The following is a 21,453-nucleotide window of genomic DNA, read 5'->3' on the forward strand; positions in this document are numbered from 1 at the left end:
GGCTTCGGGCGCCACATGCGGCAGGCTGCGTCCATACAGCTCGGCGTAGCGCTGGGCGAAGGCGGCGCTTAGGCGGGCGCTGGCCGCCTGGTCAAACGGGCCGTCTGGCAGGTCGACCGCAATCTCGTGCCCCTGGCCGCTATAGCGCATGTACACGACCCGTTTGTGCGTCAAGGCGGTGTCCGGGGCGGCTCGGCGAACCACGGCGTCGACGCCGGCCGTCAGCTCGTCCAGCAGGTGTTGCACGGCGGCGTGGTCGATGCCGTCGATGCGCTGGTGAAAGCTGCGGATCGCCTGATAGGCGATGGGCGCCCACAGGAAGCCCACCGCCGAGCCCACGCCGGCGGATTCCGGGATGATGACGCGGCCGATGCCCAGCTTGCGCGCCAACGTGGCGGCATGCAGCGGCGCCGCGCCGCCAAAGGCGATCAGCGTGTGTTCTTCGGCGGCCTTGCCCAGTTCCGAGGCATGCACGCGCGCCGCGTTGGCCATGTTCTCGGTGACGACATCGATGATGGCTTGCGCGGCTTGCGGCGCATCCAGTTCGGCGGGCGCGGCCAGATGCGCGTCGATGGCGCGCCGCGCCAACTCCGGTTGCAGCGTGACCTTGCCCACGGCGAAGCGCTCGGGCGTTACGTTGCCGATCACGGCATGGGCATCGGTCACCGTGGGCAGTTCACCGCCGTTGCCGTAGGCAGCGGGGCCGGGCGCGGAACCGGCGCTGTCCGGGCCGACCTGCACCACGCCCAGGTGGTTGATGCGGGCGATGGACCCGCCGCCGGCGCCGATTTCCACCATCTCGATGACGGGTATGCGGATAGGCAGGCCAGAGCCTTTCAGGTGCCGGTGCACGCGGCCGAATTCAAAGCTGCGGCTGACCTGGGGTTCAAAGTCGTCGATGTAGCAGATCTTGGCGGTGGTGCCGCCCATGTCAAACGAGAGTGCGCGCGCGGAGCCCGTCTGCTCGGCGATATGCTGGGCCAGGATGGCGCCGCCCGCCGGGCCGGACTCCACCAGGCGCACGGGTTCTTCCACCCCGGTTTGCAGGGTGGCGATGGCGCCGCCCGAGGTCATCAGAAAGGGTTCGTCGCGCAAGCCGCGTTCGCGGGCCGCGTCGTTCAGCCGACGCAGATAGCCGGACACCTGCGGCTGCACATAGGCGTTGGCGCTGACGGTGGACAGGCGCGGATACTCGCGGATCTCGGCGCAGATGTCGGATGACAGCGACACCCACAGGCCGGGCGCATGGGTCTGCAACAGCTCGCGGATGCGGCGTTCGTGGGCGGGATAGGCGTAGCTGTGCAGCAGGCAGACCGCCACGCTTTCAATACGCGCGGCGACCAATTCATGGGCCAGCGCGCTGACCTGCGATTCGTCCAGCGGCGTCAGCACCTGCCCGCGCGCGTCGACCCGTTCGGTGATGCCATGGCGCCAGGGGCGAGGCACCAGCGGCTGGGGCTTGTCCAGAAAAATGTCGTACTGCGCGAAGCGGTCTTCCAGGCCGATTTCGACCAGATCCCGAAAGCCCGCCGTGGTCAGCAAGGCAGTGCGCGCGCCCTTGCGTTCAATCAGCGCATTGGTGGCCAGCGTGGTGCCCAGGATCAGCAAGCTGACATCGGGCCAGCGCAAGCCGGCTTCGCCCAGCAGCTCTTCAATGCCTTGCAGTACGGCCGTTTCGGGCGTGTCGGGCGTGGTCAGCAGCTTGGCGGACCAGCGGCGGGCGTCGCGTTCCAGAACAATGTCGGTAAAGGTGCCGCCCACGTCGACGGCGACGCGCACGGGTGGGGCCTGGGGCTCCCGAAGGGAAATATCTGGCATGGGGCGATAAGCAGGGCGCACGGTGCGCCATCTGGCGTTAGGAAGAACCCCAGATCCTAAGCAGTCACCGCGCCCACATGAACGATGATTTTCGAGTTTCGATATGCGGTTTGCGCGACGCGGACGCCTCTGGCGGCCGGCTTGGCGCTATGATCGTTGCGTCTTTGGCCGCCTTGGCGCCCGACCAGGAAATGCAACGCACGCAGGAAACTCACCGCATGAATGATCGTCTACACCAGACGCTGCTTCGGTTTGACCAGTACAACGGCACCGATCCCAATCTGTTCGCCTGGCAGGGCGAGACCTGTCCGCAGGAGCTATTCCTGGCGCAAAAGCTGCATGAATGGGTGTTGAAGCTGGCGCCGGATGCGTCTGAACCGCTGGTGCTGGCCTCGCGCTGCCAGCACATCGGGCGCTGGGAAATCACCCGCAAGAGCTATCCCGACGGGCGCGTGGGTTACCTGACGTGGCGCAAGGCGCTGGCGCGGCATCATGCCGCCATCGCGGAAGGCATCCTGCGCGACGCGGGCTACGCCGACGACGTGCTCGACCGCGTGAGAACCATCGTGATGAAGCAGGGCATCAAGCAGGATGCCGATGTGCAGACCATGGAAAACGCCTTGTGCCTGGTGTTTTTGCAATACCAGTACGAAGCGTTTCATCCCGCGCACGGGGAGAAGATCGTCGAGATACTGCGAAAGTCATTGCAGAAGATGGACGCGGCGGGTCACCAGTGGGCGCTGACGCTGCCGTACAGCCCGACGGGGATGCGGTATCTGGAACAGGCGCTGGCTGCCTGAGGCAAGCATGCACGAATGCAAAAGCCCGGCCCGCGACGGATCGTTGCGGGCCGGGCTTTTTGGCGTCACCGGGCGGGGTGGCCCGATGGCGGTATGACTCAGGACTGCGCGGGCTTGTCGGCGGACGAATCAGCGGACGAATCAGCGGACGAATCAGCGGACGGCGAGGTCGGCTCGGCGGACGGAGCTTCAGCAGACGGTGCCGACGCGTCAGCGGCCGGCGCTTGCGGGGCTGTTTGCACCGGCGCCGCAACGTCGGCCGTCACGGGCGCCGTCACCGCGGCGTCACCGGTAGCGGCCGTAGCGGCTGCTGCCGTATCGGCGCCAGCTGCCGTATCCGCAGCGGCGGCTTCGGCCTTCTTGGCCTTGTTGCGCGCGGCGGCGTTCTTGGATGCGCTGCGCGACGCCATGCGCTTGGCATGCTTGGCTTCGTTGGCCGTCACGACGCCCGAGGGTTCGCCGTTCAGGTCCACGCGCGGGGCGTCCTCGATCATGCTGGCCCAATAGCGGCGGCCATCACACCAGGTCTTGACCGCTTCCTTGATCTGGGCTTCGTCCAGTTGCAGCGTCTGGGCATGTTGCACCAGGTCCGCCAGCACGCCCAGCTTCAGCGGCAGCTTCGGCGCGGGATTCTTGGGGAAGGCCTTGGGAAACTGGCGTTGCAAGCGCGAGATAGCGACCACGACCGGATCCACGGGCGATTCGCGCCGGTCGGCGCGCTGCGGCCGCTGGCCCTTGTCGCCGCCCTGGGAACGGGCGTTCTTGTCGCCGCCTTGCGGGCGTGCTCCCTTGTCGCCTTGCGGACGCGGGCCTTTGCCGCCGCCGGGTGGGCGGGGGCCTTTGCCTGCGCCTTGCGGGCGCGCTTCTTTCTTGGGGGTCGGCTCTTCAGGCGCCTGCTTGATGATTAAGGCCCGGATCGCGGCTAACTGTTCTAGTCCCATGTGCTACACAAAAAAAAGGTTGAGGCCGTGAGCATCAGCGCTCGGGCGGCTATCCCGACAGCACGACAAGCAGTGCCAGGAATAAAAGAATGCCGAACGCGGCCAGGGCAAACGGCAGTAGTAGAACATACACGCTGCGTTCTTGCCCCTGTCCGTGGGCCAAACCCGCCGCAATTGACATCCTGACGGGTGAAAAAAACCCCATCGACGTGCCCGAAACGTGTAACAGCGCTGCCGCTGCCGGCACGTTCAGACCCGCGTGCAGCGCTAATGATAGCTGGGACGGCATGAACAGGCTGTTCGGCGCGTTGCCGCTGTTGGCCAAAATGCCGAAGGCGCCGGCCAGCAAGGGCGTGATCAGGATGGTCCCGTCCTGCAAGGCGGCGAACAGGCCATCGGCATAGGCTTGCGAGATGCCGGCGCCGGCCAGCACTTCGGCCATCATGGCGAACAGGAATACGGACATGACGGCGTGGCGGCCGGTGCGCCAGGCGGCGCGCGCCTGCACGGCCAACGCGCCCGGTTGGCGCCGCCACGCCGCCATGGCCAACGCCCCTGCCACCAGCCAGCTGCCGGCATGCAGGAACGGCATCCAGGCGGGCAGGTCGGCAAACGGACGGATGTCGGCCCAGGCACCCAGCGCGCGATTCAGCGTGGGCATCAGCCGCGTGGCCACCAGGCAGGCAATCACCAGGATGTAGGGCAACGCGCGCCGTGCGGCCGTCAGCGCCTGGGCGCGATCCGGCCTGCGGTCCAGCAAGAAGCGCAGCACGATCAAGGGGCCGTAGGCGGCCAGCAGCGCCGTTTCCGGGCCCAGCAGGGCTGTGGCGGCCCAAAGCAAGGCCAGGCCGGTGACGATCCAGCCGGCTTCCCTGACATGCTCGGCGGCGCCGGCGTTCAGCCCCGCAACGCGCGCCGTGCGCCAGTACAGTGCCATCCAGACGGCCATCAGCAAGGCCACCGCCACCATGCTGTACAGCGCCAGCTGCGGGGCGGGGACGCGCGCGTAGGCAGATGCCAGCAAGGTGCCGCTGCCCATCGCGCCCCATGGGATCAGCGTCTGGCTCAACAGGGCAAAGATCATGATGTCGCGGGGCTTCAAGCCCAGCGGACGAATCAGCAGCACGGTGCCCAGCATGCCCACGCCAAAACCGGTGGCGGATTCCGCGAATGGGCCGATCAGGAAACAGGCAAAGAACAAGCGCCGCCGACGCGCCAGCGGGTCATTCAGTTCCGCGGGGTGAACGCCGGGGGGGTGAACGCCGGCCCCCACCGGCTGCGTGGGCGAGGCCATCTGCCAGAACAGCAAGCCGCCCAGGATGTAGGGCGTGATGATCCAGCCGATCCACGCGCCGCGTTCCAGCGTCACCGCCAGCTGTGCGCCGGTGAAAGCGCCGGGCGCGGCGCTTAGCGCAACCGCAATGGCGGTGAACAGGCCCAGCACGGCCGCCATCGTTGTGTTGACTCGCCCGCTGGCGATGGCAACGATCACGGTCAGTGCGGGCAGGGACCACAGCAGGTAGGTCATGGAAACGTGGGCGGGCGTAGGCAGCCTACGGCGCGGCCACCCGGGCCGGCGCGCGCAGCACGATCTGCGTGATTTCGGAAGGCCGGCCCAGGCGGATCGGAAAGCCCGGCCACAGCCCGGTGCCGTTACTGACATACAACTGCATGCCGTTCACCTGGTATAGGCCGGACACATAGCCTTCGTTGGCCAGCTGCGTCAGCAGGTGCGGTCCCAGGATCTGGCCGCCATGCGTATGCCCGGACAGTTGCAGCCCGGCCCCGGCCTGGGCGTTCAGCGCGGCGCCCGGGGGGCGATGGCTCAGCAGGATGACCGGGTCGGTCTTGGGCACGCCCTGCAACGCCCGTGCCACGTCCGGCACGGGCTGGTCGTAGGCGGCGGCCATCTTGTCGGTAACGCCGGCCAGCACCAGGCGCTGCCCCTTGGGCGTCAGCGTGACGTGGTCATTGAGGAGCAGGCGCAGCCCCAGCTTTTCGAAGGCCGGCAGCCAGCGCTGGTATTCGGCGTAGTACTCGTGGTTGCCGGGGATGGCATAGACGCCCTGCGGCGCGCGCAGGGCTTGCAGCGGCAGCACATCGGCCGCGCGCGCATCGGTGGTGCCGTCAACCAGGTCCCCAGTGATGACGATCAGGTCCGGGTTCAAAGCGTTGGTTTTCTTGACCACCGCTTCCATCCACGGCGCTTCCAGAAGGCGGCTGGCGTGCAGGTCGGTCAGTTGCACCAGCCGAAAGCCGTCCAGTTCGGGCGGCAGCTTGGGCAGGGCGATTTCCAGCGTCTTGACATCGGGCACGCGCACCGCCTGCCACACGCCGATGGCCGACAGCAGCGCGGCCGCCACCGCCGCCCCTTGGCCCCAACGGCGCGCGGCCAGCACACCGTGACCCCGCACGCGCGAGAACGCATAGATCACCACGCCCACCACGTCGCGCAGCAACAGCAGCATGGCCAGCAGCAGCAGGGCGCCAAATGCCCAGCCCAGTGCCATCAGCAAGGTGGCGGGCACCTCGGGCGAGGCCATCGAACCAAAAAAATTGCGCGTCACCAGATGGTGCTCGGCCACACCCAGCGGCAACAGGGCCAACACCGCCTTGGCAGAGCGGGACAACGACAGGGGCAGGACGAAACGCCAGATGACGTAAAGACTGATCAGTCCGGTAAAGACATGGAACACGAAAGGGATTCCTACGGAAAGCGACTGGAATGGGGGCCGAGGCCAGCGACATTATGCCGATCCGCCGGGCAGGGCGTTGGCTACACCCATGGCGCGTAGGGACAAATCAGTCGTAATTTCACAACAGCAAATCGATATGCGAATCAGTCGCATTACACTTCGTTCCCATAATGCAACCCGTAGAAGGAAAGGAACGCAGCATGCACGAGCAAAGGCCGCTGGGCGGCAGACCCCGTATTCGCCCTTCTGGTCGCTTCGCGTGGCGGCTGGGGCCCACGTCGGCCCTGGTGCTGATGGCGCTGGCGTCCACCGGCGCGGCGGCCCAGGCGCAGGACAGCGCCGTGGCCACCTTGCCCAGCGTGCAGGTGGTGGGCGACGGCGATCCCACCACCACGGAAGGGACGGGATCCTACACGCCCCGAGCCACGGCGGCCGGTACGGGCATGCCCCTGACGCTGCGCGAGACGCCGCAGTCGGTCACCGTGGTGACGCGCCAGCGCATGGAAGACGAAGACATGCGTTCGCTGGCCGACGTCATGGCCGGCACGCCGGGCATCGCGGTTCAGAACTACGACAGCGAGCGCTATTCGTTCAGTTCGCGCGGATTCGCCATCAGCAACTACCTGTACGACGGCGTACCCACCGGCTTCGATAGCGGCTATGCGGCGGGCGAATCGTCAATGGACACCATCATCTACGACCGCGTGGAAGTCGTGCGCGGCGCCACCGGGCTGCTGACCGGCGCGGGCAATCCGTCGGCATCCATCAACCTGGTGCGCAAGCACGCCATCAGCCGCGAATTCAAGGCCGACATCAGCGTCAGCGCCGGCAGCTGGGACACCTATCGCGGCACGCTGGACCTGTCCACGCCGCTGAACAAGGACGGCAGCGTGCGCGGCCGCATCGTGTCCGCCTACCAGGACAACCACTCTTATCTGGACGACTACAAGAGCCAGAAAAAGGTGTTCTACGGCGTGGTGGACGCCGACCTGACCTCGCGCACCACCTTCAGCGCGGGCTTGAACTATCAGGACAACGAGCCCAGGGGCAGCAGTTGGGGCGGCTTTCCGCTGTGGTACGCGGACGGCGACCGCACGGATTGGAAGCGGTCGCTGAACACCGGCGCCGACTGGAGTTCCTGGGCCAGCACCACGACCGGCGGTTTCGCCAGCCTGGAACATCGCTTTGACAATGATTGGCGCGTGCAGGCGGTGGCCTCGCATTCCAAGCACGAAATGGATGGCAAGCTGCTCTATCTGTACGGCTGGCCCGACCGCGAAACCGGCTTGGGCGTAAACGGATCGCCGTCGTGGTACCTGGGCGACCGCAAGCAGAACAGCCTGGACGTGAAGGCCACCGGCCCGTTCACCGCCTTTGGACGCCGCCACGAAGCCGTGGTGGGCGCCAGCTTCACCCGCCAGTACGCCGACTTTGATTACCGCGCAGGCTTGAACGCCGCGCCGGTGGGCAACTTCTTTGACTGGAACGGTTCGTATCCGGAACCCGACTGGAGCGACACGGCAGTGACGGCCAGCCGCTACACCACCAAGCAGACGGGCTGGTACGGTGCGCTGCGCTTGAACCTGGCTGACCCATTGAAGCTGATCGTGGGCGGCCGCTACAGCACCTGGAAGACGGATTCGGTCGGCTTTGGCGGCGGCGACCACACCGCGTTCGACAAGAACGCGTTCACGCCCTACGCCGGGCTGCTGTACGACATCAACGACAACTACACCGCCTACGTCAGCTACACCGGCATCTTCAATCCGCAAAGCTACCAGGACCGCAACGGCGGCTGGCTGGACCCGCTGGAAGGCAAATCCTACGAGGCCGGCGTCAAGGGCGAATTCCTGGAAGGCCGCCTGAACGCCAGCGCGGCGGTGTTCCAGGTCGAGCAGGACAACGTGGCGCAAACCGACCCGGGTTACCTGGTGCCGGGTTCCATCAACCAGGCTTATCGGGCCGCACAAGGAACGCGCAGCCGGGGCTTTGACCTGGAAGTGTCCGGAGAAGTCACGCCGGGCTGGAACCTGGCGGCGGGCTGGTCGCATTGGACGGCGCGCGACGGCGACGGCGCGGCCATCCAGACGGACCAGCCGCGCACGCTGGTGCGCGTCTTCACCACCTACCAGCTGCCGGGCGACTGGAACCGGCTGACGGTGGGCGGTGGGGTGAACTGGCAAAGCGGCGTCTACACCATCGCCAGCGGCCCCAATGGCGACGAACGCGTGGGGCAGGGCAGCTACGCCATCACCAACCTGATGGCCCGCTACCGCTTCAACCGCAACCTGTCGGCACAGCTGAACGTGAACAACCTGTTTGACCGCAAGTACTACAGCCAGGTCGGTTTCTACAGCCAGGGCGCGTGGGGGGCTGGGCGCAGCGCGATGGTGACGATGCGATACCAGTACTAAGCGTGGACGCGCTGGGACGCTACTCCGTCGCCAGCAGCGCCACCGGCCCGTCTCGCAGCAGTTGGTCCAGCGCAAGTTCACCGGCCGTGTTCACGCTGGGACGGCGGCCGGAGAGCACGTCGCGCAAGGCGTCCAGGTCCGCGTCCACGTCGGCTGGTAGCACCACGCGCGTGCCCGCCCAAAAATCCGCCGCTTGCGCTGGTTTGCCCTGGGCGTATCCCGCCAAGGCCATGGCGCACAGCCTGGGCGCCACAACCAGCACGCAGCGGCCGTCATGGCGGCGCAGGTAGGCAATGACGTGAGCCGCGCGCGGGCCGTGCGCGGCAAGGGGCGTGTAGTCGCCCACGCGGAAGACGTCGGGGTGGCGTGCCCGCAGCGCCAGCGCGCGTTGGATGAGCGACTGCTTGATGGCGCCGCTGCGCCATGCCCGAGCGTCGGTGGGGATGGGCGTGTCAACGTCCCCCGCCTGGACGCTCGTGGCCGCGTGGTCCCGCAACGGCGTGGTGGCGTCCGTTGCATCGCGGTCCGAGGCGCCGGACGGATCGGATTCGGCCAGCAAGGCCGCCCGCACTGCGTAGTCCACGGGGCGGCGGTTGTCGGGGTCGACCAAGCTGAAGTCCCACAGGTCCGCGCCTTGGTAAAGATCGGGCACGCCGGGCACTGTGTTGCGCAGCACCGTCTGGGTCAGGCTGTTCACCAGGCCCGCCGGCGCGATTTTCAGCGCCCAACTGCCGATGTCTCGCAGCAACGCCTGGCCGTCGCCGGGCTGTTGCAAGGCCTCGATGCATTGCCGGGCAGCGCGCTCGTAGTCGGCGTTCGGGTCAGTCCAGCTGGTGTGCAGCTTGGCTTCGCGCAGGGATTTTTCCTGCCACTGCGCGATGCGGCCTAGAAACTCCGCCACGGCCTCGGGCTGTTCGCTTAGCCGGTCGGGCGACAACGATAGCGGCCACGCGCCCACCAGGCTTTGCAAAAGCAGGTAGCGGTCGGCGGGCGTAGGCGCCCCGGGCGGGGCCAGCCGCGCAATCCAGCCGTCCGCGGTGCGGCGCCAGTCCTCGGGGATTTCAGACAGCACGGCCAGCCGGGCGCGCGTGTCTTCGCCACGCTTGTGGTCGTGGGTGGCGGTGGCCAGCATGGCATGCGGATGCGTGCCCGCACGCGCCGCGCATAGCGCATGGAACTCTTCAAGCGGCAACGTGAACCGCGTCGGGCTGGAGCCCACTTCGTTGCGGGACAACAGCGGGCCGCGTCGGTAGAACAGCGTGTCTTCCAGGGCTTTGGCGGCCAGCGGGGGCGTCAGTTGCTGGAAGCGGCGCAAGGCCAGCGTGCGCGCCTCGGCTTCCTGGGAGTCGGCAGTGTCCGTCGAATCGGCGCCGGGGTTTGCGGCCGTTGCGGCCGTTGCGGCCGTTGCGGCCGTTGCGGCCGTCGTGGAGCCGGATGGCGGCGTGCCCCCGCCCAACCATTGGTCCAACTGGTCCAGCAGGCGCAGGTCGGCCGACGCGTCGCCCAGCGCCACGCGCGCCTGGTCCAGCGCGATGCGGCACCAGTGCGTATCGGCGGGGCTGCGGCCGCCGTCCTCTGCATAGGTGCGGTACACCGGGAATGCCGCCAGTAACGCCGTCAGGACGCGGTCGATGGCGGGCTGGGTCCAATCGCGGGTACGCGCGTCCCTGTGTGCGATGCGTGCCAGCGCCGCCACCAGCGCCTGGCGCTCGCTGGGGAAGTGGCGGGCCAGCATGCGGTGGCGGGCGTCGCGCAGTTGGGCCGGGGCGTCGCGCGGGTCGCGGCTCAGGCTGGCCCAGAACTGTTCCAGCGGCGCCTGGGCCTGGGGCGCATGCAGCAGCGCGCCCACCTGATCCATGAAGTCGTAGCCCGTGGTGCCGTGGGTGGGCCAATGCGGTTCCAGCGCTTCGTCGTCCGCCAGGATCTTTTCAATGACCAGATAGCCTTCGCCGGGCAGGCCGGCCTGGCTGCGGGCGTCGTCCGCCTCGCGCATGGCGCGGCGCAAACGGCGCAGATACGCGCCGGGGCTGGCCAGACCGTCGATATGGTCGATGCGCAAGCCGTCAAGCACGCCTTCGCGGTACAAGCGCAGCACCAGTGCATGCACGGCGTTGAACACGGCCTCGTCTTCCACGCGCACACCCACCAGCTCGCCGATCTCAAAGAAGCGGCGCCAGTTGATGAGGTCGGGCGCGGTGCGCCACCAGGCCAGCCGGTAATGCTGGCGTTCCAGCAAGGCGTGCAGGCGCGCCTGGCCCGCCGCGGTGTCGGGGTCGCAGGCGGCGCACAAGGTGGCCGGGTCGCCGGTGGCCGAGCCGGGCGCCAAGGGCAGTTGCTGGCCGCCGGCTTCGATATGGCTGGTGCCCGATTGCGCATCGTGCACCAGCCGGATGCCGCCCGCCGCCAAGGTTTCGCTGTACGGCTCGGGTAGCACGGGCAGCAGCACCTTGCCGCGCAGCAGAGGGTCGGGCGCGTCCCAGTTGATGTCGAAGGTGCCGGCGTGCGTGCTTTGCCGGCCCAGCCGCAACATGTCGGCCCACCAGGCGTTGGACGCATGCGCGGCCATGTGGTTGGGCACGATATCGGCAATCAGGCCCATGCCGTGGGCGCGCGCCGCGTCGGCGAGTTCGCGCAGCGCGCTTTCACCGCCCAGGTCGGCGCTGACACGCTCGTGGTCGATAACGTCATAGCCGTGGGTCGAGCCCGCCTTGGCCTGGGTGATGGGCGACAGGTACAGGTGGCTGACCCCCAACGCGGCGTAGTAGGGAAGCTGCCGGCGGGCGTCGTCCAACGTGAAGTCGGCGTGCAATTGCAGGCGGGCGGTGGCGCGGGGGATGCTGGGGGCGATGGGCGGGGCGACGGGCTTCATGAGCGGCCCCGCAGTGCGCGCACCGGGCGCAGCCGCGCCTGGCTGGTGTGCGCCGTCAGGCAATCGTTGACCGACAACGGCGCCCGCTGGCGCCAGTTGGGATGCTGGTCGATGGTGCCGGGCAGGTTGGGCTGATCCAGCTGACCGGTCAGGTCTTCCAGCGTAACCAGCATCAGCGGGCAGGGCGTGGCGGCCACAAAACCTAGCAGTTCCGCGCTGGGCGTCTGGCGGGGCAGGGGCCGCGTCGAGGCCGTGGGCGACGAGGCCTGCACCGAACGCCACAGCGTGGCGCGTTCTTCCAGGCGGTCGGCTCGTTGGCTGGCTTCTTCCTGGCCGGGGCCTAGCAGATTCAAGCGGGAACGCCACAGGATGTCCTGGGCGTGCCACCAGCCTTCCAGCGTGGGCAAATCATGAGTCGTGGTCATGGCAACAGCGTGTTTGGGCCATTCCGTAGGGGACAGGAAGGCCGGGGGTTCAGAGGGGGGGCTGGGCGTGTCGGAACCGGCGGCAGCGTCCGAACCGGCGGACGTTGCGGAAGCGGCGGCCGGGTCGGGACTGTCCGCCGTGGCAGAGGCGCGCATGAACCACAGTACGTCCATGCCGAGCACGCCGTGTTCTTCCAGCAGCGCGTCAAAGCCTTCCGGCACCGTGCCCAGGTTCTCGCCCACGATCAGCGCGCGATGCAGCCACGCTTCCAAACCCGTCAAGCGCAGCAGCTGGCGCAGCGGATAGCGCACGTAGCCACCATCTTGCGGACCGGCGCCATCAGGGATCAGCCACATCCGGGCCATGCCCAGGATGTGGTCGATGCGCAGGCCGCCCGCGTGCGACAGACTGGCCCGCAGCATCGCCAGGAAGGCTGAATAGCCGGATTCCTGCAAGGCGGCAGGGGACAGCGCGGTCAGCCCCCAGCCCTGGCCCAGCGGGTTGTAGATATCGGGCGGCGCGCCCACGCTGGCGCGCTTGACCAGGTCGGCCTGGCGGCTCCATGCGTGGCTGCCCAGCGGGCTTGCGCCCACCGCCAGGTCCGCCACGATGCCCACGCGCATGCCCGCGTCGCGGCCGGCACGCTGCGCCTGCTTCAGGCTGGCCGAGGCCAGCCACTGGGCGAACGCATGCGCGTCCACCTCTTGGGCGTGCTGCGCGGCGAACTGCTGCGCGGCCGATGAGCGCGGGTCGCGCAGAGCGGCGGGCCATTGCGTCCACGGCACGGGCGTGCCCGCCTCCAGACTGTGCGCCGCGTGCAGCGCTTCAAACAGCGCGTGGTCGCGCAGGTCCTGCCCGCCGGCGTTACGGAAGGCGTCGTAGGCGCGGCGCTGCTCGTCGCCCGCCGCCACGGCGAAACGGTCATGCAGGCGGCGCAGCAGCTGTTGCCGGAAACCGGCGGCCGCGGGCCAATCGATCAAGGGCTGGGCATCCAGCGAGCGCAAGCGCGTGTGCGTCATCCCCGCCAGGGCATCACGTACGGCGTCAGCGCCCAGGACGGCGGCGGGATCGGCGTACAAGGCGTTCAAGAACAGGCGGCTGGACGGCGAATACGGGCTGCACTGTGCCGGGTCGGCGGCAAACATGGCGTGCACCGGGCTGATCGCCAGCGCGTCCGCACCCGCATTGCCGGCTGCCTGAGCCAGGTCGCGCAGGGCGCCAAAGTCGCCAAAGCCGTGCGTGGCCTGCGTGGGGTCCGGGTTGGGCCGGCGCAGGCTGTAGACCTGCACCGCCAGGCCCCAGGCGCGGGCGTCTTTCTCTTGCAGCAGCTCGTTCAGCCCGGGCGCTCGGCGGGGCGCGACGGCAAGCGTCGTCACGCCGCCGGCCGTGTGCAGCGTGTAGTAACCCGGGGTCGAGGGGGCGCGCAACATCGGCGCGGTGCCGCCAGCCTGCGTAGGTTGGCCTGCACGTTGGCCTGTGCGTGGGTCCGCGCGTTGCGCGGTGTTCTGGTCGGTTGTCTGGCCGGTGATGGCGGGCCCCGCCGGCGGCTCAATCCGATACGCGCCCGCGCAGTCGCGGGGCAGGAACACCGCTTCCTCGGTAACGGCGATCAGCATCGCGGGCAGGCGTGACCGCGCTTGCATGTCGGCCAACCGTTGCCGGCTGTCGCGGATGTCAGCCTCTGATTCGGCGGGCAGGTCCATGGCGGCCAGCAGGGCGCGCAGCGTGTCGGGCGACACGCGTTGCGGGCGCTTGTCCGCGTCCGTCCAGTGTTCCGCGATACCGGCGTCGGCCGCCAACTCCGATAGCCCGGCGGGGGCGTCGGCGCTCATGCGGGTTCCTCCAGCAGCCACACCGTGCTTTCCGAGCACAGGTTGCCCTGGCACAACGCGTCGAACGCACCGGCGCGCGACTCAAACAGCAGCGCCGAGAACAAAGGCGCGGCCGACGCTTGTTGACGCGGCAGCGCCTCCGGCACGGGGCCCAGGTTGACGTACGCGGACAGCAGCGCGCCGTCGGCAAGACGCCACTTGGCATGCACGCTGTGCTCGCCGACGGCACGCGCGAACACGGTCTTGGCGCCGTCCAGGCGCGGTGCGATCACGCGCTGGCGCATGTCCAGCAGCGCGCGGTACAGATCGCGCCACTGCTGCGCGTCGGGGCTGGCCTGTGCGCTCCAGGGGTTGCTCTGGTCCCAGGTGGTTTCGGCGTTGGGGTCCGGCACGGCGTCGCTGTTTGCGCCCGAAAACTCGGGAAACGCGGCGAATTCCCGCTGGCGGCCTTCGCGTACCGCCGTGGCCAGGGCCGGGTCGGTATGGCTGGTGAAGTACAGGAACGGGGCGCGGCTGCCGGCTTCTTCGCCCATGAACACCAGCGGAATCTGCGGGGCCAGCAGTTGCAGCACGACGCCGGCGCGCAGCCGTTCCGTGGTTTCGGCCAAAAGGGTCAGCCGTTCACCGCGCGCGCGGTTGCCGGTCTGGTCATGGTTTTGCAGGAACAGCACGAAAGACGTGGGCGACAGGTGGCCGCTGGGTTCGCCCCGGGCGGCGCCCTGGCGGTAGGGCGACGGCTGGCCCTGGTAGACCCAGCCTTCGCCCAGGCAGCGCGCCAAGGCCTGGGCCGGGCGGTTTGCGTAGTCGGCGTAGTAGCCGCGCGATTCCCCCGTCAGCAGGTGGTGCAGCACGTGATGCGCGTCGTCGTTCCACTGGGCGTCGTAGCCGTCGGTCAGCAGGCTGGCGCGGTTGTCGTCGTTTTCCAGCACCAGATGGATGTGGCGCTGCGCGGGAATCTGGCCCCGAACAAAGCGCGCCAGTTCCACCAGCCATTCCGGGTCGGGGATGGCGTGCACCGCGTCCAGGCGCAGGCCGTCAAAGCGGTATTCCGTCAGCCAGTACAACGCGTTTTCTTCGAAGTAGCGGCGCACGGGGGGCTGGCGAAAATCGATGGCCGAGCCCCACGGGGTGGCCACGTCATCCCGAAAGAACGGGGCGGCGTACTGGGACAGGTAATTGCCGTCCGGGCCGAAGTGGTTGTAGACCACGTCCAGCATCACGCACAGGCCCAGCCCGTGGGCCGTGTCGATCAGCTGCTTCAGGTCGTCCGGCGTGCCGTAAGCGGTGTCGGGCGCATACGGCAGCACGCCGTCGTAGCCCCAGTTGCGCGGACCGGGAAAGTCGGCAATCGGCATCAGCTCAATCACCGTGAAGCCCATATCGGCCAGCTCGGGCAGCTTTTTTGTCAGCCCCGCAAAGCCGCCCGCCAGGCCGGCGTGTGCTTCGTAGATAACGGCTTCGCGCCACGGCCGACCCATCCATGAGGGGTGCTGCCACGGATAGGTGTCCGCGCCCACCACCACGCTGGCGTCGTGCACGTCGCCGTCTTGCAGGCGCGAAGCCGGGTCGGGCGCCAGCAAGCCTTCGCCCAGGCGGTATTGATAGCGCGTTCCCGCCGCGCAATCGACGCCGACCTGCACAAAGCCATCGGCCTCGGGGTGCAAGGGGATGGGAGCACGGCCGGAAATGACCAGCGCCAGGTCGGGCGGGGCGGATGGTGCCCACAGGCGAAAGCGCGTGCGGCCATCGGGCAGCGGCAGCGCGCCGTGGGTATACGGTTCGGGCAACACGGTCATGATGCATTTCCGGAGATGCAGGTGGCAGACAGCAGGACAAGGCTGTGCGCCTGTACGGTGATTTCGTTTTCGGTAACGGGCGCGGCGGGCACTTGCGTGGCCGAATCCAGCTCCCGCAGCCACGCCTGGCCAGGTTCGGGCAGGGCGAAGGTGGCGGGTTCGGCGCCGGGGTTCATCAACAGCAAGGTGATGTCCGCGCTGCCGTCCTCGCGCAGCGCCGCGCGCCGCAGCGCCATCGTGCGTTGTTGCGGGTCGTCCCAGGCCCCCTGGTCGATGGGGCCGCCATGCGTGTCGAACCAGCCAATGGCGCTGACGCCGGGGCACACTTCGCGGGCCGCGTCGCCAAAGCGGGCGGCGCGCAGGCTGGGGTGGTCGCGTCGCAATGCGACCGCGCGGGCGACGAACGTGCTTAACGCACGGCCTTCGTCGCTTTGCGCCTGCGTCCAGTCCAGCCACGACACGGGGTTGTCCTGGCAATAGGCGTTGTTGTTGCCGTCCTGGCTGTTGCCGAATTCGTCGCCGGCCAACATCATCGGCGTGCCGTCCGACAGGAACAGCGTCGCCAGCAGCGCGCGTTGCACGCGGCTGCGGGTTTCCAGGATGGCGGCGTCATCGGTCGGGCCTTCGGCGCCCCAGTTGTGGCTGTAGTTTTCCGAATGGCCGTCGTTGCCGCCTTCGCCGTTGCCTTCGTTGTGGCTGCCGTCGTAGCTGACGACATCCTGCGTGGTGAAGCCGTCGTGCGATGCGATGAAGTTGACGCTGGCCCAGGGACGGCGGTGGCGGCGGTCGAAGATATCGCGCGAGCCGCACAGGCGCGCGGCCATGTCGCCGCGCATGCCTTCGTCGCCGCGCCAATAGCGGCGCACGGTGTCGCGGTAGCGGTCGTTCCATTCCGCCATGCCGGGCGGGTGGCTGCCCAGTTGATAGCCGTCGGGGCCGATGTCCCAGGGCTCCGAAATGAGCTTGACGCCGGCCAGCACCGGGTCCTGCAACAGGGCGTCAAAAAAGCCGGAGCCCGGGTCAAAGCCCGTGCCCTCGCGGCCCAGCGTCACGCCCAGGTCGAAGCGAAAGCCGTCCACGCCATAGGATTGCGTCCAGTAGCGCAGTGAATCGGTGACCATCTGAAGCACGCGCGGGTGCGACAGGTTGACGGTGTTGCCGCAACCCGTATCGTTGATGTAGTAGCGTTCTTCGCCCGGCATCAGGCGGTAGTAGCTGGCGTTATCCAGGCCGCGCCACGACAGGGTGGGGCCCAGTTCGCTGCCTTCGCAGGTGTGGTTGTAGACCACGTCCAGTATCACCTCCAACCCGGCCGCATGCAGGCGCCGCACGGCCTGGCGCAAGTCGTTGGGGCCGCGTTGCAGGTAGGTGGGTTCCGGCGCGAAGAACGACAGCGTGTTGTAGCCCCAGTAGTTGCGCAGGCCGCGTTCCAGCAGGAAGCGGTCTTGCAGGAAGGCGTGCACGGGCAGCAGTTCGACGGCGGTGACGCCCAGGCGGTGCAGGTGTTCAATAAAGCGCGGGGCCGCCAGCGCGGCGCAGGTGCCGCGCAGCGGCGGGCGCAGGTCCTCGCGCTGCATCGACACGCCGCGCAGATGCACTTCGTAGATCGTGGTGTCGGTCCACGGCGTGTCGGGCGCCTTGCTGTTGCCCCAGTTAAAGGGCACGTCTTCGGTCACCACCGCCTTGGCCATGGCCGGCGCGCTGTCGCGGCGGTCCATCGACAAGTCGCCGCGCGCGTGGTTCAGGCGGTACCCGAACAGCGCATCGCTCCAGCTGACCGGGCCGGTCAGTTGGCGGGCGTAGGGGTCCAGCAGCAGCTTGTGCGGGTTGAAGCGGTGGCCGTTGCGCGGGTCGTACGGCCCATGGGCGCGATAGCCGTAGATCAAACCGGGCTGGGCGTCGGGCAGGTAGCCGTGCCAGATTTCGTCGGTACATTCCGGCAGGTCGAAGCGTCGTAGTTCTTTGCGGCCGCGCGCATCGAACACGCACAGTTCGATGCGGGTGGCGTTGGCCGAGAACACGGCGAAATTCACGCCCAAGCCGTCGCTGACGGCGCCCAGCGGATACGGCTTGCCGGAGGTAAGGCGGGTGAACTGAGTGGGGTCCATGGATTCAGCCTTCGTGCGTGAAGAACAAGGTGGCAAGAGGAGGTAGCGTCAGCGACAGGGATTGCGCGTGGCCGTGAGCGGGCTGGTCGGCGGACTGCGCCGCGCCCTGGTTGCCTTGGCCCGAGCCGCCATACCAACCGGCGTCGGTGTTCAGCGTTTCGGCCCAGCGCCCCGCCAGCGGCACGCCGACGCGGTAGCCGTGGCGGGTGACGGGGGTGAAATTGCAGATGGCCAGCATGGTCGACGTGCCGCTGCGGCGCAGGAACGCGGCCACGCTGTTGTCGGCGTCGTCCATGACCAGCCAGGCGAAGCCTTCGGGCCGGGCGTCCATTTCGTGCAGCGCGGGCGAATCGCGGTACACCCGGTTCAAGTCGGCCACCAGGCGCTGCACGCCTTTGTGGCCGGCGTCGTCCAGCAGGCTCCAGTTGATGGTGGCGTCGTGATTCCATTCGGCCGGTTGCGCCAGTTCGCCGCCCATGAACAGCAGCTTCTTGCCGGGATGCGCCCACATAAAGCCCAGGTAGGCGCGCAGGTTGGCCAGCTTGGTGCCGTGGTCGCCCGGCATCTTGTTCAGCAGCGAACCCTTGCCGTGCACCACTTCGTCATGCGATAGCGGCAGGATGAAACGTTCGGAATAGGCGTAGGCCATGCCGAAAGTGATGTCGTGGTGGTGGTACTTGCGATAGACGGGGTCTTCCTGCATGTAGCGCAGCGTGTCGTGCATCCACCCCATATTCCATTTGTAGTGAAAGCCCAGGCCGCCTTCGGACACCGGCGCGGTCACGCCGGGCCACGCGGTGGATTCCTCGGCCACAACGATGGCGTCCGGCGCTTCCTGGCGCACGGTCGTGTTCAAGTCGCGCAGGAAGGCCACGGCTTCCAGGTTCTCGCGGCCGCCATACACGTTGGGGATCCACTCGCCGGGCTGGCGGCTGTAGTCTCGGTACAGCATCGATGCCACGGCGTCCACGCGCAGGCCGTCGATATGGAATTGGCGCAGCCAGTGCACCGCGCTGGCAATCATGAAGGCTTTGACTTCGGTGCGGCCCAGGTTGTAGACCAGCGTGTTCCAGTCGGGGTGATAGCCTTCGCGCGGGTCGGCGTATTCGTACAGCGGCGTGCCGTCAAAGCGCGCCAGCCCGTGCGCATCGTTCGGGAAGTGCGCGGGCACCCAGTCCAGGATCACCCCGACGCCCACGGCGTGGCAGCGGTCCACGAAGCGGGCGAAAGCGGCGGGCGGGCCGAAGCGCGCCGACGGCGCGAACATGCCCAGCGGCTGGTAACCCCAGGACCCGCCGAACGGATATTCCATGATGGGCATCAGCTCGACATGGGTGAAGCCCATGGCGTGCGCGTAGGCGGGCAGCTTGTCGGCAAGCTGGTCCCATACGCAGCGCTCGTTGTCGGCGGCCACCCACGAGCCGGCCTGCACTTCGTAAATCGAAATGGGCGCGTCGGGCTGCTGACGCGCGCCGCGCGATTGCATCCAGCCTTCGTCTGTCCAGACGTGGGGCGTGGGGTCGTCCACCACCGAGGCGGTCGCGGGTGCCGCCTGGGCCCGCCGCGCCATGGGGTCGGCCTTGAACACGATGGCGCCCGCGGTATCGGTGATGGCGAACTTGTAGCAATCGCCCGCGCACACGCCGGGAATGAACAGTTCCCACACGCCCGCGGCGTGGCGCAGGCGCATGGGGTGCCGGCGGCTGTCCCAACTATTGAAATCGCCCACCACCGCGACGCGGCGTGCGTTGGGCGCCCAGACCGCGCAGCGCAGGCCGGGCACGCCGTTCATTTCCACCAGGCGCGCGCCCAGCAGGTCCAACGCCGCGCGCCAGTCTCCGCTGGACAAGGCGCCCAGGTCGGCGTCCGATAGCACCGGTCCGAAGGCATACGGGTCCGCCGTCACCTGTTCCGTGCCGGGCCACTGGATGGCCAACTGATACGAAGCCGGGTCGCCCGGTCGGGCGCCGGGTGCGGCGCCGGTATACAGGCCATGTGCCTGTTCTTGCAGCGGCGTGCGGGTGCCGTCGGCGCTGATTACAGCCACCGCGCCGGCGCCGGGCAACAGCGCGCGTACGGCGCCGTCATGCGGCCCCAGCACGGCGAAAGGGTCGGCGTGCTGGCCCCCGGCCAAGGCTTGCAACGTGGCCGCGTCAACCCGGCCGGCGGGGGGGGAAGACGGCGGCAAGCCGCCGTTGTCAGGAACGCTCATCGTGTTTTTTCCTCGGCGCTGATCGCCGCATCTTGCAAGAGTTCTCGTGCCAGACCCGTCAGGGCGCACAGCGGAATAGAAATCCAGTCCGGCCGGTGCGCCGCTTCGTAGCTGACCTCGTAGGCGGCTTTTTCCAGCTGTGCCAGCTTGAGCAGGGTGTCTTCCTGCGCGCCGGGCAAAGCAATGGCGGTGGACGCGGCTTCCTGGTAGCCCTGCAAGAAGGCCTCGGCCGCGCGCGATCCGAAGCGCGCCAGCAACGTGTCACGCAGATCCTGCGGCACGCCGGGCGCGGCGGGCGAATCGGCGGCCCCGGCGTTGGCGTCGGTGGGCGCGCCGCCCATCGGGTCCGATCGCGCCACGGACGCGGCGGCGTAATCGAACGAACGCAGCATGCCGGCCACGTCCTTGTACGGCGTGGTGATGTTGCGCCGGGCTTCCAGCGTCTGGATCGGTTCGCCTTCGAAGTCGATCAGGTAGGCGTCCGTCTGCGCCACCAGCACCTGACCCAGGTGGAAGTCGCCATGCACGCGAATCAGCGGCGCGCCCACCAAAGCCTGCGCCATCGTGTCCACCTGTTTGCGCAGCCGGTCGCGATGTTCAAACAGCCATTGCGCGCAAGCGTGCGACGGCGCCTCCAGGCGGTCCATCACCGCGCGCAGGTCCTCGTCGGCGCGGTCCAGCTGCGCGGCGATGCGCGTGGCGTGCGCCTGGGCATCGTCGGCGGTGGCCGTCTGCACCGGAAAGGCCGGGTCATCCGTGGCTTGCGCCAGCGCGTTGTGCAGCTCGGCCAGACGGCGGCCGATGGTGCCGGCCATGACCGTGTAGCCCTCCAGGCTGGCCTCGAATTCCTCGGGGCTGTTGCCGCCCAGCATGGCGGCGCCCAGGGTCCGCTTCAGGTAGTCCAGGGTCCACGTCCAGGCGTCGCCCTCGTTGTTGACGAAGGCATGCATGACCGCCAGCGTGTGCGGCACGCCGTCGGCGTCCACCCGCACCACTTCGCCCAGCAATGCCGGAATGTTGGCGTAGCCGGCGCGCGTCAGATGGCGCGACACCTCGACTTCTGGCGACACGCCGGGCTTCACATTGCGGATCAGCTTCAGGATGGCCTGGCTGCCCACGATCACCGAGCTATTGGATTGCTCGGCGCGGATCCACTGCAATTCGGGTTCCGTGCCAAAGTCGATATCGCCCAGCCCGGGCTCGGGCAGGTAGCGGATGATGCCCGGCTTGTCGCCCGGCTTGCCGCCGTCGCGTCCGTCCAGTTCCTGCTTGGCGCGCAGCGCGTCGATCACGCCCAGCACGAAGCCGGGTTGCAGGAAGGCGTCGGCCAGCGTGCCCACTTCCGGGCCGCGCCGCACCCGCGCGATGGGGTATTGCACCTGGGCGGTCTCGTCCCACACCAGCACGAACGGGGCTTGCACGCGCAGGCCGTCGTCAATGCCGTCTTCGGGTTCCACTTCGGCCCAGTAGTACTCGCCGCCCGCGCTGCTGCCGGCGCGCGTGCCGGCGCGCGGGCCGGCGCTGGTGGCGGCAAAGGGCGT

General features: G+C 68.3%; 12 protein-coding genes. 2 read left to right on the forward strand and 10 right to left on the reverse strand.

The window, feature by feature from the left end:
• Positions 1-1,779 (reverse strand): hydantoinase/oxoprolinase family protein (locus ACNPP0_RS07955; protein ID WP_448705557.1); only part of this gene is annotated, 1,779 nt, incomplete at its 3' end.
• Positions 1,780-2,036: 257 nt separating this feature from the next.
• Here ACNPP0_RS07955 and ACNPP0_RS07960 point away from each other — a divergent pair.
• Complete coding sequence (locus tag ACNPP0_RS07960) at positions 2,037-2,618, forward strand: DUF4202 domain-containing protein (protein WP_332608217.1); 582 nt, start codon at positions 2,037-2,039, stop codon at positions 2,616-2,618.
• 98 nt (positions 2,619-2,716) lie between these two features.
• On the opposite strand, the gene ACNPP0_RS07965 is transcribed toward ACNPP0_RS07960, so the two are convergent.
• The 3 genes from ACNPP0_RS07965 to ACNPP0_RS07975 are packed head-to-tail and all read right to left on the reverse strand — an operon-like array spanning position 2,717 to position 6,255.
• On the reverse strand, positions 2,717-3,559 hold the full coding sequence (locus tag ACNPP0_RS07965; RefSeq protein WP_332608216.1) for a ProQ/FinO family protein: 843 nt from the start codon (positions 3,557-3,559) through the stop codon (positions 2,717-2,719).
• A gap of 49 nt (positions 3,560-3,608) precedes the next feature.
• A complete protein-coding gene (locus ACNPP0_RS07970) occupies positions 3,609-5,087 on the reverse strand; it encodes a hypothetical protein (RefSeq protein WP_448705558.1) in 1,479 nt (492 codons plus the stop codon).
• A gap of 25 nt (positions 5,088-5,112) precedes the next feature.
• Positions 5,113-6,255 (reverse strand): metallophosphoesterase, encoded by a 1,143-nt coding sequence (locus tag ACNPP0_RS07975; RefSeq protein ID WP_448705559.1) that lies wholly within the window; start codon positions 6,253-6,255, stop codon positions 5,113-5,115.
• A gap of 200 nt (positions 6,256-6,455) precedes the next feature.
• On the opposite strand from ACNPP0_RS07975, the gene fhuE reads away from it, so the two are divergent.
• Positions 6,456-8,669, forward strand: a complete 2,214-nt coding sequence (fhuE, locus tag ACNPP0_RS07980; RefSeq protein ID WP_448705560.1) for a ferric-rhodotorulic acid/ferric-coprogen receptor FhuE — start codon at positions 6,456-6,458, stop codon at positions 8,667-8,669.
• A 19-nt stretch (positions 8,670-8,688) separates the two neighbouring features.
• Here the strand turns inward: fhuE and treY are convergent, their stop codons facing one another.
• The 6 genes from treY to ACNPP0_RS08010 form a co-directional block, all read right to left on the reverse strand.
• Positions 8,689-11,538: a malto-oligosyltrehalose synthase gene (treY, locus tag ACNPP0_RS07985; protein ID WP_448705561.1), complete on the reverse strand. Its 2,850-nt coding sequence runs from the start codon at positions 11,536-11,538 to the stop codon at positions 8,689-8,691.
• Entirely contained in the window at positions 11,535-13,796 is a 2,262-nt protein-coding gene (malQ, locus tag ACNPP0_RS07990; RefSeq protein WP_448705562.1) for a 4-alpha-glucanotransferase, read from the reverse strand. Before malQ ends, treY begins: the two co-directional genes overlap by 4 nt.
• A complete protein-coding gene (gene treZ, locus ACNPP0_RS07995; RefSeq protein ID WP_448705563.1) occupies positions 13,793-15,592 on the reverse strand; it encodes a malto-oligosyltrehalose trehalohydrolase in 1,800 nt (599 codons plus the stop codon). The genes malQ and treZ overlap by 4 nt, the downstream gene beginning before the upstream one ends.
• On the reverse strand, positions 15,589-17,700 hold the full coding sequence (gene glgX / locus ACNPP0_RS08000) for a glycogen debranching protein GlgX (protein ID WP_448705564.1): 2,112 nt from the start codon (positions 17,698-17,700) through the stop codon (positions 15,589-15,591). Before glgX ends, treZ begins: the two co-directional genes overlap by 4 nt.
• A gap of 4 nt (positions 17,701-17,704) precedes the next feature.
• A complete protein-coding gene (glgB, locus tag ACNPP0_RS08005) occupies positions 17,705-19,912 on the reverse strand; it encodes a 1,4-alpha-glucan branching protein GlgB (RefSeq protein ID WP_448705565.1) in 2,208 nt (735 codons plus the stop codon).
• Positions 19,909-21,453, reverse strand: a 1,545-nt coding sequence (locus tag ACNPP0_RS08010) for a putative maltokinase (RefSeq protein ID WP_448705566.1), incomplete at its 5' end; no start/stop codon positions are given. The genes glgB and ACNPP0_RS08010, both read right to left, overlap by 4 nt.

The sequence above is a fragment of the Achromobacter semiaridum genome, assembly GCF_053543755.1.